A 12,739-nucleotide genomic window follows, 5' to 3' on the forward strand; every position below is an offset into this window, starting at 1 on the left:
CTGGTCTAGTCGTCCCTATTTCGGGATATTTTGAACAGGAGCCGTATACGAGGTCCGTACGTACGGTTCTGTAAGAGGGATGAAAAGAGACTCTTTGAGAAAAGGTCTCTTTTCACCCTACTTAATTAAACTAGTGATTTTTGTATAGCTATAGATTAAACCATCTGCCATCAGTCCAGGAGGTAGGTATTTTCATCTCCGCTGCCGCTGTCTCCTGAGAAGGGATCATTCAGCAGGAAGTCAATCATACCGTCATCAATCTCATCGTATCCGGAACCTGAATCGGCATAGGGATCTTCAAGAAGACCGACACCGGGGGCGGATATCATTGATGAAGAGAAATCATTCAGATATTTCTGAGCCAGGTCATCATTTCTCTTCTCTTCAAAGGCATGTATAGGACAGTACCTGGTAGGTTCGGTCCCCTTGAGGAATATTTCCATTCTTGTACCGTTGTTACAGCCATCTGTGGGAATCATACCCGAGAGGTTGCAAACTTCCATCTCCACTATGCCGTGACTGGGTTTGGGGAAATTCTCGATGGGCATCTGACTGTTGATATAGGCCATATATTCACCCCATATCCAGGCTGTTGCGGTAGCACCGGTCTGGTTGACTCCAAGGGTACTTCCTCCCTGATCGAATCCAGCCCACATAACAGTGGTGAAGTGGGGTGAGAAGCCCGTAGTCCAGGCATCAGCCCAGTTCTGTGTCGTTCCTGTCTTTCCGGCCATGGGCATTCTGTCAAAGCCCTTCACATAACGGGGTAGATGGGCCAGAGTACCGGTCAGTGTGGTTTCATGAAGCAGCTGCGTCATGATGTAGGCCTCTTCGGTAGACATTATCTGAAGATCTTCTTTCTTCTGTTCGTTTCTGAGATCTCTCTCAGGATTTAAAATTATATTTCCATCTCGGTCTTCTACATAACGGATGGCCAGAGGCTGAACCGCACGGCCCTGATTAGCGAATGTAGCGTAGGCCTGAGCCATCCTTAAGGGACTCACGGTAATAACTCCCAGTCCAAGGGGAAAAACCCGTGGGAAGCGTTTACCTATCTCTACAGGATCTGTATAACCAAGGAGTCTGGCTGACCGGCTGATGGCCATTTCAAAACCGATACCTTCAAGTACGGTGATGGCAGGAACATTCATGGAGTTGGCCAGAGCATCACGGAGTAGAACACTGCCTTCCCATTCACCCTTGTAGTTCAAGGGTGTATAGAAGGAGCCGTCAGGGTTGATAAATACTCTGGGAGCATCAACAATTCTCGTGGCGGGAGTGAATTTCCTGGAGGATATAGCCGCAGAGTAATACAGAGGTTTAAATGATGAACCGGGCATCAACTCACCATCGACGGCTCTGTTGAACTGGTTGGCTCTGTTAAACTCACTGCCACCGACCATGGCCAGAATATAACCTGTATCATTATCAAGCGTTATCATGGCGGTCTGAACCGTTGACTGCTGATTTTTCAGTCTGTTGTCGTCATAACTGAATTGACTCATATAGTTTATTTCATTCATGCCGAACATCATGGAGAGCATATCCATTGTAGGATTTATGATGTTCTGAAAATCTTCTTTGGCTCTCTTTTTTTCCTGTGAGCCGGCAATACGGATATCCTCAATATTCATAGTCAGGGACAAAAGATCGATGATAGGAACATAAACATCATCCACAATATCCATTCTGTTTCCGATATTTTCCTGATACTTCTTATTCCATCGATTAAGACCTTTAAGGGTCAGCTCATCGGCCTTGGCCTGATAATCCAGATTAAGCGTTGTATGTACGATATAACCGTCTGTATAGATATCCTGCTTTCCGTAAAGCATTTCATCCAGCTGTGTTCTGATATATTCACTGAACCAGGGGGCCCTGTCTTCACGTTCAAAGAAGGCTGTTGTTTTGTTGTCTCTGGACCAGTCATATCGATTATCCCAGTAGTCAGCCATGCTTAGATCGGCATCTTGCTGCGTCAGAAAACCATTCTCCACCATCTGCTGAATGATAGAATATTGCACTTTTCGTGCCCTGTCAGGGAAACGTATAGGGGAATAGCGGCCGCTTGTGCTCACAAGCTGAATAACAAGCATTACAGATTCAGCTACAGTATTATCCACTGCAGAGTGATCAAAATAGAATTTGGACGCTGCTTCAACACCATGAGTATTATGACCAAAGGGCATCTTGTTGATATAAAGTTCCAGAATTTCATACTTGGTAAGCTGTCGTTCCAGCTGAAAGGCCCACCATAGCTCTTTGAGCTTTCTTGTGACGGAAATATCACTTCTGTCTGCATACAGATGCCCGGCAAGCTGCTGAGTCAGTGTGCTTCCTCCCTGGAGGTTGCTGAAAAATACAGACCTGTAGAGAGCACGGATGGTTCCCATAAAGGAGAAACCGTTATGGTCAAAGAAATTACCGTCCTCCCTTGTGATAAGGGCATAGATAAGGCTCTCTGGAAGATCCTGGATGGAGACTATCTCACGTTTTTCAACTGAGAAGAACTCTGTTATCAGGTTTCCATTTATATCCAGAATCTGGGAGGGCAGCGCAGGGGTGTCCTCTCCAAAATTCTCCATATTCAGAATATTATAATTAGTTGCAACTACAAGTCCGGTACTGATACCGACACCTATTGATATGAGTGCCAGAGATGAAACAAGAACCAGAAGAATCACTTTACGCTTTCCAGAAAAAATCATGTATTAAAAGTACGTGGCACCGGGTTCTTTGTCAATACTCAGCGTGTTTCTAGAAGTATCTCCGGAACCATGGTGATCTTGATCCTCTGCTGCATCTCTGCTGTAAAATCCCGGCTCATCTTAAAATCACCAAGTTCGAAGCGTATGCTATGACTGCCGGGCTGAATTTCCATAGCAGTCTCAAATTCGGATTGATTAAGAAGTCTTTGGTCCAGATAGACACTGAGTCCCTCCATTACCTCAATTGAGAGAAGGGGCAGCTGATACTGAAGCACATGATCCAGGTTCAGAGTCTGACCCGAGTCCAGGGAGAAGGGAAGAGACTCTTCGCTGCCGTCTTCAGTACGGATTGTCAGTGTATGAAGTCCTGAATTTAGAAGATAAGGGCCATTGGGCCAGTCATAACTCTTTCCGTCAATGCTTATGCGGATCCCTTCACTTATTTCTTCTGCTCTGTCATTCATTATATTGAGAACCAGAAGTCCTTTCTTGAAATAAACAGGAGAAATATCAATGGTCAACTCTTTGTTATATGCTGTATCGGGTATCCCTTTGGTAATTGGAAGTATGCTTATCAAAAGCGGGAAATCTTCACTTTGATTGCTGTCAGCCATAAGAAAGCTTGAACGGTCAGGAGATAGGGTATGTGCATCACTTAGGGGAATCAGCACACTAAGATCATCACTGAAAGGGAGAAAACGCATAAACGCCTGACTGCCTCTGTAACTATTTTCTTCTTCGGAAAAATCCTTATCAAGATCTTTGTAAATATAAAGGGCGAAACTGTTTTTATAGATGACCATCTCATCGGAGGCCCTGACAGAGATTTTGATTCCCTGAATAAGAGGGGAGAGATCTTTTATAATAATCCCCGTCAGATGCTCAACCTTTGTTGTTACAGATCGGTTTTCATTCAGACCATCAAGTATAAGGGTGCCGGAAACTGGACCTCTGATATTTTCTGCAGAAACAGACAGAGCAACAGTCGAAAGCATAAACAAGAGGAGTAGATATTTTCCGAGTACTTTCATTGCCTGTCCTTCAGCAGCAGGTTTTCAGGATCCACGGGACTTCCGTTTTGCCTGATTTCAAAATGCAGGTGAGGGCCTGTGGAGATCCCTGTATTGCCTGATTTTGCAATCATATCGCCTTCGAGGACCTTCTGATTTTTGCTGACCAGAATCATATCCAGATGACTATATAGACTACTATAACCGTTTCTGTGCTTAATTATAACAAATTTTCCGTAATCTTCCAGTTCTCCCGTAGAGAAAACTGTTCCGTCGGCACAGGAATAGATGGGAGAGTTTAAAGCAGCTCTGTAATCGGTTCCTGTATGAAGCTGCCATTTTCCTGTAACCGGGTGATTTCTAAACCCGTATACGGATGTTATAGTCCTTTTATCCAGAGGGGAGGCAAAAAGAGGCAGCACAAAGCGGGTTTTATACGCTGCCGGCAGATTCACACCCTGATAATATTCCACCTCGACTCTTTTACCATTTTTAAAAAGAACAAGTTTAATGGTATCCATCCCTTCCAGGTCATGCCTGAGTGATGTAATCCAGCTGGAATCAGATTCTTTATAAAGATATAGTCCCGGAGCCGAAGGGATTATCAGTTCTACTCCCGCCTTGAATTCAGTCATGTTTTCAATACCATTAATTGTAGCTACCGTATCCACAGGAAGATTGAAACTGGCCGCAATCATAATAAGGGAATCTTCTTCCCGGGTTTTATATCTGTAGATGGAGAGAGGAGGGGTACTTATCCCCCTGGCATCATTGTAGTACCAGGATTCGGTTTCCTGCTGCTGTTGTTTAAAAAGATCGTCGCTGTAGCTTCTTGTTGTTTGAATCAGAGGATACTGAGCAAAAAGTACTGTACCCGTAAAGAGAAAAATGAGAAATATTGAGTTTCGAAGGATGAGTCTCATTAAATCCCCATGCAGTCAGTTTCTTAAAAAAGGTGTTAAAAGCTCATCAGGGACAGGCTGAAATCCGCCGCCCTTTCCAAGTGCTCTGTCTTTCCTGTTTTTACCATGATAGTCGGAGCCTCCTGTTACCAGGAATCCTTCCTCTTCCGCCAGTTTTTCAAAACGGGCCATCTGGTTTTTTTTGGCTCCTGAGTGCCGTGCCTCTATTCCATCCAGTCCCATCTCTTTCCATATTTGGAAATGGGCCGGCATCTTACCCCAGGAGAGGTAGAGAGAGAGGGGATGGGCAACAACAGCCTTACCCCCGGCTTCATGAATCAGTTTGATACCCTTTTCCAGATCTATCACCTCTTTGGGAAGATAAAATTTCTGTCCTACAGCCAGAAAACGGTCAAAGGCATGTTTTATATTTTTAGCTACTTTTTTTTCAACTAGAACCTTGGCAAAATGGGGGCGGGCGATGATCCTCCCTCCTGCAGCATTATTAAGATCTTCCTGGCTAATATCAATACCGTCTTCACGGATCAGTTCAACCATCTGGGTATTCCGGTTATTTCTGTGTTCCCTTATTTCATCAAGAAACAGTGCGAGACTGGAATTATGCCAGTCTTCAAGGCCCAGTCCCAATAGGTGAAACTCTCCGGGATGATGTTTAATTTCAAGTTCAATCCCCGCAATAAATATAATACCAAGCCGTTCGGCTGCCGAGGCAGCCTCATCCAGACCGTCTAAAGTATCATGATCGGTCAGAGCAATGGCCGAAAGACCTATTTTATTCGCCTGTTCAATGAGTTCTGTAGGGGTTAATGTGCCGTCTGAGGCAGTGGAGTGAGTATGTAGATCAATCATCAACTCAGGATAAAAACTTTGCTCTCTAAATGCAAGGGACTGAGACTGAGCTTAAGCAAGGGAATAATAATAAGTCTTTTCACTCACTTTATATTGTGAGACCTGCAGATAAAGATTATAATAATGATTGACACTATTGTTCCCTAAGAATTAATATTAAACCTAACTTTGATCCAGGAGCCGGAATGCCCCCTAAAGCCATATCATTTAAAGCAAACTCAATTGTCTACTTTAAAGGTGACAAGGGCGAAAGTGTTTTTATTCTTCAAAGAGGCAAGGTCTCCCTTAATTATCTGGATATTGAGACAGGTCAGGAAATACACGACTTTGTTCAGACCGGTGAGTTTTTCGGAGTTAAAGCCGCCTTCGGAAAATATCCCCATGATGAAACTGCAGTGGTCCTCGTAGACTCCACGGTCATTCAATTTTCTGTTGATGATTTTGAACAGCTTCTATCTACCAACAGCCGTATCATAATGAAGATGCTGAAGGTTTTCTCCAATCAGCTCAGGCGTATTCATAAACAGGTACGGAGTTTAATGTCTGTGGACGAGCAGGTGGATGCCGAGAAGGGGCTGTATTCTGTGGGGGAGTATTACTTCAAAAATAAGAAACATGATCAGGCGGCTGATGCATTCAACCGCTACCTGATCTATTATCCTGCTGGACAGTTTGTTGAAGAAGTCCGCCGTAAAATTGATTATGCTGAGAGCCAGAGAGAATTTGTTCAGGACGCTGAGCAAAGTCCCACTCCTGCGGCAGCTCCAAAACCCCAATATACAATTGAAAAAGCTATTGCTATCAGAGATAGCGGTAATATGGCTGAAGCCCTGAAAGCCTTTGTCCGTGTGGCACAGGCTTTTCCGGATCATAAATCCCTTGCCGAGTTTGAAGCAGGGATCTGCCTCTATAAAATTAAAAAAGGGAATGAAGCAATTAAACATTTTACAGCGATTCTGAAAAGAAATCCCGCTCATGACAGAATGGGAGAAGCTTTGTACTACATTGGAAAATCCTACCTTATGATTGATGACAAGGTTAAGGCCCGCGGCTTTTTAACAAAATCTTCATCACTCCTTGAAGAGAGCAGTCCCGAATTCAGGGATGCCGCCCTGATCATTGAACAGATGGGAGGTGCCTGATGGCCCTGGACTTATCCGTATTCAACAGATTCGCTGTAACATTCAAGGCCAGATCGGTAATCTTCTGCGAATATGAGCCGGGGGACTCCTTCTACCTGATCCAGTCGGGTAAGGTGAAAATCGTCAAAATATTCGGTGAAATTGAAAAAACTATTGATATACTCCAGCCCGGAGAATTCTTCGGAGAGATGGCACTTCTCGAAGAGGCACCCAGAAGCGCAACCATCATTGCCGTGGAAGAGACTAAACTTCTGGAGTTCAACAGAGAGAACTTTGAAATATTGATGCAGGGAAATCCTCAGATAGCCCTGAAACTTTTAAAACTCTTTGCTAAAAGAATTTATGACCAGAAAAGAAGATTTCAGATCCTCACCCTGGAAGATGTTCTTGCCAGAGTTGCAGATGTATTCCTGATGCTTTCAGAAGGACTTGTTCTGGATAAGGAAGAAGAAGATCAAGGAAAACGTGAGTTTCACACCACCATTGACGATATTGCCCATTGGGCAGGTATGAGCCCTGAAGAGTGCCGTAAAACCCTTGACCAGTTTGTATCACAGCGTAGGTTGGAAGTCTTTGATAAGAGAATCGTCGTCAAGAATATAAACGACTTTAAGCGCTTTGTAACATCAAGCAGGAATAAACAGGAAAAGACTGAATCCTGATCATCCGGAAGGAATCACAGGAACAATCCTATTTCATTTCTAATTCTATCTTTAGGAATAATCTTTCAAAAATGAAAGTTCTTTTTCGATCTCACCTTCGTTGGGCGTATTCAATTCAAGAAGTCTTCTTAAGTGAATCATGCTGTCCAGATCAATCTCTCTGAAGAAAAACCCTTTTTCTCCATCATCTTCATGTACCAGAACAGATGTTGTATCAATCTCAATATCAGAAGACATCAACTTTATTCTGAGGTTATATGCATCGCCTTTTTTCAGTCTCTCATCTTCAAGATTAACTAAAATACCCTTTAAAGATATATTCTGCAGTACAAAAGGAATCTGTTCCCCGTCTTCCATCAGTATGTAACCATGTGTTTTAAAGTCGGCTCTGTAAAACTTTCTATGCTCGTTGGAACTCATTATTTTTCCCCTATAAAATCATTATCGAATTAAAATGAGAAACTGTCAATTTTTGAACATTTAATATTATAGTGAATTTCCAAAATGTATTGAAATTATGTGTGACCCGGGTATAATATCTTCCAGATGCCAAAATAGCTCAGGGGTAGAGCAACGCTCTCGTAAAGCGTAGGTCGTGGGTTCAATTCCCACTTTTGGCTCTGTTTAAATGCTTATATAGCAACAAATTAAGTTTTGAGAGCTACCGGACCACCGGCGCAATCATTGCTACTGTAACACGATGGTGTAACACGGGATAACCGATGTGCATCACGAGGAGGTAGAATTGTGAGCGACCGGTTTTTTCTTTATAAGAGAAAAAGAAGTCAGAATTGGTATGTGCGGTATAAACTCAGTAACGGTTTATATTCTTCTGGTAAAAGTCTTTACACGACAGATAAGAGTGAGGCTGAGTACAAGGCATTAAGGTGGCTTCATGACAATATTCCTGTCACTGATACCACCCAAAACGGAACATCAAGAAATGAACTACTCATTAACAATGGAATTGAGAACCTCAAAAAAGCCATTCTAAGACAGGGTGATTCTGACAGGATTCTGAAGATTCTGATGAATCGTGGCTTGGTAAAAGCTTTCACGACTCCTGAAGAGAGTAAGACAAGGTTTCTCGATTATCTGAATGAGTTCTGGGATTATGAAAAATCCGCCTATGTCCAGGATAAGCTATCTCATGGTCAAAAAATCGGACAGAGAAGATGCAAGGAAGCCCTTTCTAATATTCGGATACACTGGGAGCCTTACTTCAATGATAAAGCCCTGGTAGACCTTACACGGCTGGAAATGCAGGAATTCTCTCTTTTCCTCTCATCTAAAAGTACCCTTGATAAAAAAGGTGAGCCTACAGGTAAAAAACTGGCTGCAGCATCACTGAACAGGATTATAGGATACGGGACTATTGCGACAGCCTGGGGTCAGCAACAGGGGGTTATTAAAGATGATCCATGTGCTGGGCTAATGCGATTCTCCGGTAAAAAGAAAAAGAGAGGTATCCTTTCCGATAAAGAGGTGGACAAACTCTTTTCAGAAGGGAACTGGAGCAATAACGAAGGAGCCAAGCTGGGCAATCTTCTTGCCAGTCAAACCGGTATGAGAGCCGGAGAAATAATGGCACTCCAAATAAAAGATATCAAAGAGGATCGAATCCACGTTACTCATTCATACGCTCGAGAAGAGGGAGGACTCAAAAGCACAAAAACTGGTGAGGAGAGAGAAATCCCAATTCTTCCAGAGACCAGGAGATTATTACTGGATCATGCAAAAACATACCCGTTTAATGAAATAGGGCCGGAAAGCTTTATATTCTATAGTTCAGAGAAACCAGGTATCCCCATTGGAACAGAAACATTTCTTAAAAGACTCAAAGCTGCATTACGAAGCATCGGAATCAAAGATGATGAACAGAAGGCCAGAAATCTGACCTTTCATGGTTGGCGTCATTATTACGCCCGGAAGATGGTAGACGTTCTGGATCAGAGAACAGCCAAATTGACAGGACATGCCACACAGGAAATGCTGGACCATTACAGCAACCATGCAAACGAGCAGGACTTTCAGAAGGCCGCACAGGCCACTGCCGAAGTATTTGGAAGGGTCATCCCCTTTACTCAGGAGGCTGCACAATGAATGAGATTCCCGCAGATTTTGCTTTTAAAGACAATGTTACCCTTGAGTCGATTGAAGAGGGGATGAGAGCCGTAGAAGATAATATAAAGTTTGGCTTGGCAATCCTTGCTGTATCCTTGGGTCGGATTAAACGGGATGTCCTTTATTACTCTGTAGCAGGGTCCTTCAAAGAATACATATTCCTTGAACGCACAAACTTGTCATATCGAAAAGCTTTACATCTGGCTGCTATTGGTGAGAACTTCTGGAAATTCAGACCACAACTGAAAGAGAATGGATTACGATTATCTGAACATATGTCAAAAGTCAGGTTACTGGATGAAACAGTTATAGATAACGATCCCATGTTCTGGGAACGCTTTCAATCTCTTTCTGTTAGAGAACTTAAAGGATATATCGACCGTAGAAAAATAACTGGGTTAAACGTTTATCCCGCTAAAGAAATGTCCGAAACTGTTTACGCAAAAGGAGCAAGTTTATCCATAGGTGGTCGGAAAGTTAAAGGTTTAAATTTGAATGAGATTCGCCGTGAAACGTCTAAAGGCAGGAGAGCTGTTATTTTTTGGGTTGAAGATGACAAAGAAGCCCGGAAAATAAAGAGAGCAATAATGGAAAAGATATAATAAATAGGTATATATTAAATAAAGACAATAACTCTCATGCCATTTCCAGTCTTCTAGAAAATAAGAGACTGTTTATTAGGAATACTTGATGGAAAATAAACAAATTATACCCACACTTGCAAAAGAACGACGACTTTTTATCAAGGAGATGATTAGCAATTGCTCTGATCCTTGTTTGTATGAGAATGTTGAGAATCCCATTTACATATTTAAAAGAAATAGTTGGATACATAAGAAAAGAAGTCATTACTCTGAATACTCTATATCAGAGAAACGAAATGTATTATTTGTAAAAATTGATAATATAACTCATTTTGTTAATGTATTTACCTCATATCTATTAAATCCCAAAGATACATTTTTTAGTCGCACTTACGATCTTTTTAATGGAAACGATACTAAACATGAGAAGGGAGAAACTCAAGAGGTCTGGGCAGACTTCATTTTAGTATTAACGTTTATAGAACCGTTACTCCCTATCAATAGAAAGTTAAAATCTGTGATTGACGAAGGGCCTCACATTTTTAATGAGAATTACTCTGGCTTTAGTGCAAAAGTAGAAGATATGACAATTGATGATTATAAATTGTATTTTAGAAATTTGGTTTTACCAGCCTATACAAACCTCTGGAAAGAAGCTCTTTCTCTGGATCAAAAAGATGAAATAAACAACATGGAAATGAATCAGGAGTATAAGAATCAACAGTCTGCTCCGGATCATGCTCTATCATCAATATTTAAAGATTGGCCTAATTTAAAAATTAACCTCAAAAAAAGAGGAACGCTTTCTGAAATATCAGGAGGAAGAGGGTACATCTTTAATGACAATAACCATGGTGATTTTTTAACGATGTTAAGAGAGAATGCAAAAACTATGACATCCGAAGAATTATCCCGGGCTCGAACAATAATTGAAAATAATATTTTTCCTGGAAATGAAGTAAATAGATTTGTAAAAAAGACAATTAGTAATAATTTTTAATAAATCCCAAACTTTCCCATATCTTCCTAAAACATCCTAAATCCTCCTTAACTCTTTATTGTGTAAGTAAATGCTATTTGACTCCTTGTGTTTCCTGTGGTAACTATTTAGCAAGTGCACGGAACAAACCACAGGGAGAAATAACAATGAATAACAAAAACAAAGCTGTATATTGCAGTCCACGAGAAGCGGCGGAAATATTGAATACCAGTTATCACAATATTCTCAGACACCTTGATGAGATAAACCATATCAGGCTTGGTCAGAAAATCTTCATATTAAAATCTTCCATACTACCCTCGGAGAATGAAAAATGAAATTAAGTCATGAAGTATTGTCTGTTGCCGAATGGCTTCAAGAGCAATTAAATGAGAATCCTTTTGGTGAAACTGGGGTAACTTTTACAAGTCATAATGGAGTAATTGTTTACACAGATTACCAGGTTCGAACTAAGCATAAAAGTATGACAACCGAAAACGGAGTCTACAATGGTAAATAATAAAATTATTGCTGTTACTGCTTGGCCTGAATTGGAGAAAGATGTATTCCAGACAGCTTTGAAGGAGCTAAAAGGAATCAAGCTACAGATTTCAGAAAGTGCTGGAGGCAAAATGAAAGAATTAACAAAATTTGATTTTAATGGTAATTCAGTAAGGGAAACCACGGATGAGAATGGGAATCCCTGGTTTGTGGCAAAAGATGTGTCTGATATTCTTGGTTATGCTGATACACAGAGAATGACAAAGAGACTCGATGATGATGAATCCATGACCACCAAATTGGTGGGTATGAACATGAAGTCAATTCTGATAAATGAGTCTGGTCTTTACAACGTAATCATAGGCTCAAAAAAACCAGAAGCAAAGCTATTTAAAAAATGGGTAACATCCGAAGTTCTTCCATCGATCAGAAAGACTGGAGGATATAATACTCACCACCAACTAACAATTTTTGATGCAGTTGAAGCATCAGCCAGAATCTTAAAAACAAATGATGCTTCAAAAGTATTAATGCTCCAAAAGGCTTGCAACATTACAGGTATCTCTTCTGGCTTCCTCCCTGAATATTCAGAGGAAAATCAGACGAAGAGCCTTTCGGATCTTCTAAGAGATTATGGAGTTGTAATGAATGCAGCTAAGGTCAATATCATTCTTGCCAAAGAAGGAATCATAACAAAAGAATCCCGGACTGGATCAAGAGGGCAGAAGAAGCATTACTGGAAAATAATTGACACACTATTTGGAAAGAATCTGATCAATCCAAAAAATCAGAAGGAAACCCAGCCCCATTATTATGTAGATAAATTTGAAGAGTTAATAAGCACTATAGGAGTTAAAAAATGAAAGTTTGTATAACAAGAGACGGTAAACTTGAGGTTAAAGCTGAGAATACAAGTGAGGAATATGCACTACACATTTGGGCAAGAACCAATGTTGATGGTGATGTTGGATGTCATTATACATTCGGGGTTGCTTATGGAAAACTCCTTTTGAAGCCTTCTGATAAATTGGGTAAAGAGGCCATTGAATGTGTTTGTCCTAATCATCAGATAGCTCTTGAAGAAGAATTAAGAATACAAAAAATGTATATGAATTGAAAAATTGTACAGGTGCGGATTCCGGCGAAAACGGACAGCCCTACCGGGAATAAACGGACACCTCCTGGAACCAGGAAAATCCTCAAAGATATTATTGTAGGGTGTCCGTTTATTGTCAATCAATTGAATACATTTTCTTC

14 protein-coding genes and 1 tRNA gene are annotated in these 12,739 nt (G+C 41.2%); 10 read left to right on the forward strand and 5 right to left on the reverse strand.

Annotated elements, in window-relative coordinates:
- Positions 1 to 170: 170 nt before the first annotated feature.
- Genes DV872_RS24820 through DV872_RS24835 form a run of 4 tightly spaced genes read right to left on the reverse strand, consistent with a single transcriptional unit; the run spans position 171 to position 5,490 of the window.
- The gene (locus DV872_RS24820; protein WP_114632668.1) at positions 171 to 2,708 is read right to left on the reverse strand and encodes a penicillin-binding protein 1A; all 2,538 of its coding nucleotides are present in this window, start codon (positions 2,706 to 2,708) and stop codon (positions 171 to 173) included.
- Between the two features lie 38 nt (positions 2,709 to 2,746).
- A complete protein-coding gene (locus tag DV872_RS24825) occupies positions 2,747 to 3,739 on the reverse strand; it encodes a hypothetical protein (protein ID WP_114632669.1) in 993 nt (330 codons plus the stop codon).
- Entirely contained in the window at positions 3,736 to 4,641 is a 906-nt protein-coding gene (locus DV872_RS24830) for a M23 family metallopeptidase (RefSeq protein ID WP_114632670.1), read from the reverse strand. Before DV872_RS24830 ends, DV872_RS24825 begins: the two co-directional genes overlap by 4 nt.
- A 15-nt stretch (positions 4,642 to 4,656) precedes the next feature.
- A complete protein-coding gene (locus DV872_RS24835; RefSeq protein ID WP_114632671.1) occupies positions 4,657 to 5,490 on the reverse strand; it encodes a PHP domain-containing protein in 834 nt (277 codons plus the stop codon).
- A gap of 185 nt (positions 5,491 to 5,675) precedes the next feature.
- Here DV872_RS24835 and DV872_RS24840 point away from each other — a divergent pair, with 185 nt between their 5' ends.
- Positions 5,676 to 6,632 carry a cyclic nucleotide-binding domain-containing protein gene (locus DV872_RS24840; protein ID WP_114632672.1) on the forward strand — a complete coding sequence of 319 codons (957 nt, stop codon included), beginning with the start codon at positions 5,676 to 5,678 and terminating at the stop codon, positions 6,630 to 6,632.
- The gene (locus DV872_RS24845) at positions 6,632 to 7,294 is read left to right on the forward strand and encodes a Crp/Fnr family transcriptional regulator (RefSeq protein WP_114632673.1); all 663 of its coding nucleotides are present in this window, start codon (positions 6,632 to 6,634) and stop codon (positions 7,292 to 7,294) included. The genes DV872_RS24840 and DV872_RS24845 overlap by 1 nt, the downstream gene beginning before the upstream one ends.
- A gap of 51 nt (positions 7,295 to 7,345) precedes the next feature.
- Here DV872_RS24845 and DV872_RS24850 read toward each other — a convergent pair whose 3' ends face one another.
- Entirely contained in the window at positions 7,346 to 7,714 is a 369-nt protein-coding gene (locus DV872_RS24850) for a PilZ domain-containing protein (protein WP_114632674.1), read from the reverse strand.
- 128 nt (positions 7,715 to 7,842) lie between these two features.
- On the opposite strand from DV872_RS24850, the gene DV872_RS24855 reads away from it, so the two are divergent.
- From DV872_RS24855 to DV872_RS24890, 8 genes are all read left to right on the forward strand, one after another.
- Positions 7,843 to 7,914 (forward strand) — tRNA-Thr (locus DV872_RS24855).
- 127 nt (positions 7,915 to 8,041) lie between these two features.
- A complete protein-coding gene (locus DV872_RS24860) occupies positions 8,042 to 9,397 on the forward strand; it encodes a tyrosine-type recombinase/integrase (RefSeq protein ID WP_114632675.1) in 1,356 nt (451 codons plus the stop codon).
- Positions 9,394 to 10,020 carry a hypothetical protein gene (locus DV872_RS24865; RefSeq protein ID WP_114632676.1) on the forward strand — a complete coding sequence of 209 codons (627 nt, stop codon included), beginning with the start codon at positions 9,394 to 9,396 and terminating at the stop codon, positions 10,018 to 10,020. Before DV872_RS24860 ends, DV872_RS24865 begins: the two co-directional genes overlap by 4 nt.
- Before the next feature lie 88 nt (positions 10,021 to 10,108).
- On the forward strand, positions 10,109 to 11,002 hold the full coding sequence (locus DV872_RS24870; RefSeq protein WP_114632677.1) for a hypothetical protein: 894 nt from the start codon (positions 10,109 to 10,111) through the stop codon (positions 11,000 to 11,002).
- A 146-nt stretch (positions 11,003 to 11,148) separates the two neighbouring features.
- Positions 11,149 to 11,319: a helix-turn-helix domain-containing protein gene (locus DV872_RS24875; RefSeq protein ID WP_114632678.1), complete on the forward strand. Its 171-nt coding sequence runs from the start codon at positions 11,149 to 11,151 to the stop codon at positions 11,317 to 11,319.
- On the forward strand, positions 11,316 to 11,501 hold the full coding sequence (locus DV872_RS24880; protein WP_114632679.1) for a hypothetical protein: 186 nt from the start codon (positions 11,316 to 11,318) through the stop codon (positions 11,499 to 11,501). The genes DV872_RS24875 and DV872_RS24880 overlap by 4 nt, the downstream gene beginning before the upstream one ends.
- Positions 11,491 to 12,345 carry a BRO family protein gene (locus tag DV872_RS24885; protein WP_199563540.1) on the forward strand — a complete coding sequence of 285 codons (855 nt, stop codon included), beginning with the start codon at positions 11,491 to 11,493 and terminating at the stop codon, positions 12,343 to 12,345. Before DV872_RS24880 ends, DV872_RS24885 begins: the two co-directional genes overlap by 11 nt.
- The gene (locus DV872_RS24890) at positions 12,342 to 12,599 is read left to right on the forward strand and encodes a hypothetical protein (RefSeq protein ID WP_114632680.1); all 258 of its coding nucleotides are present in this window, start codon (positions 12,342 to 12,344) and stop codon (positions 12,597 to 12,599) included. The genes DV872_RS24885 and DV872_RS24890 overlap by 4 nt, the downstream gene beginning before the upstream one ends.
- The last annotated feature ends 140 nt before the right edge of the window (positions 12,600 to 12,739 follow it).

This window comes from Oceanispirochaeta sp. M1 (genome assembly GCF_003346715.1).
Lineage (GTDB): Bacteria > Spirochaetota > Spirochaetia > DSM-2461 > DSM-2461 > Oceanispirochaeta.

What these genes read in the sequence shown, in the direction of transcription:
- DV872_RS24875 (WP_114632678.1), top strand. Translation starts at nt 11,149, where the DNA reads ATGAATAACAAAAACAAAGCTGTATATTGCAGTCCACGAGAAGCGGCG.
- DV872_RS24825 (WP_114632669.1), bottom strand. Translation starts at nt 3,739, where the DNA reads ATGAAAGTACTCGGAAAATATCTACTCCTCTTGTTTATGCTTTCGACT.
- DV872_RS24820 (WP_114632668.1), bottom strand. Translation starts at nt 2,708, where the DNA reads ATGATTTTTTCTGGAAAGCGTAAAGTGATTCTTCTGGTTCTTGTTTCA.
- DV872_RS24865 (WP_114632676.1), top strand. Translation starts at nt 9,394, where the DNA reads ATGAATGAGATTCCCGCAGATTTTGCTTTTAAAGACAATGTTACCCTT.
- DV872_RS24890 (WP_114632680.1), top strand. Translation starts at nt 12,342, where the DNA reads ATGAAAGTTTGTATAACAAGAGACGGTAAACTTGAGGTTAAAGCTGAG.
- DV872_RS24850 (WP_114632674.1), bottom strand. Translation starts at nt 7,714, where the DNA reads ATGAGTTCCAACGAGCATAGAAAGTTTTACAGAGCCGACTTTAAAACA.
- DV872_RS24870 (WP_114632677.1), top strand. Translation starts at nt 10,109, where the DNA reads ATGGAAAATAAACAAATTATACCCACACTTGCAAAAGAACGACGACTT.
- DV872_RS24885 (WP_199563540.1), top strand. Translation starts at nt 11,491, where the DNA reads ATGGTAAATAATAAAATTATTGCTGTTACTGCTTGGCCTGAATTGGAG.
- DV872_RS24880 (WP_114632679.1), top strand. Translation starts at nt 11,316, where the DNA reads ATGAAATTAAGTCATGAAGTATTGTCTGTTGCCGAATGGCTTCAAGAG.
- DV872_RS24840 (WP_114632672.1), top strand. Translation starts at nt 5,676, where the DNA reads ATGCCCCCTAAAGCCATATCATTTAAAGCAAACTCAATTGTCTACTTT.
- DV872_RS24830 (WP_114632670.1), bottom strand. Translation starts at nt 4,641, where the DNA reads ATGAGACTCATCCTTCGAAACTCAATATTTCTCATTTTTCTCTTTACG.
- DV872_RS24845 (WP_114632673.1), top strand. Translation starts at nt 6,632, where the DNA reads ATGGCCCTGGACTTATCCGTATTCAACAGATTCGCTGTAACATTCAAG.
- DV872_RS24835 (WP_114632671.1), bottom strand. Translation starts at nt 5,490, where the DNA reads ATGATTGATCTACATACTCACTCCACTGCCTCAGACGGCACATTAACC.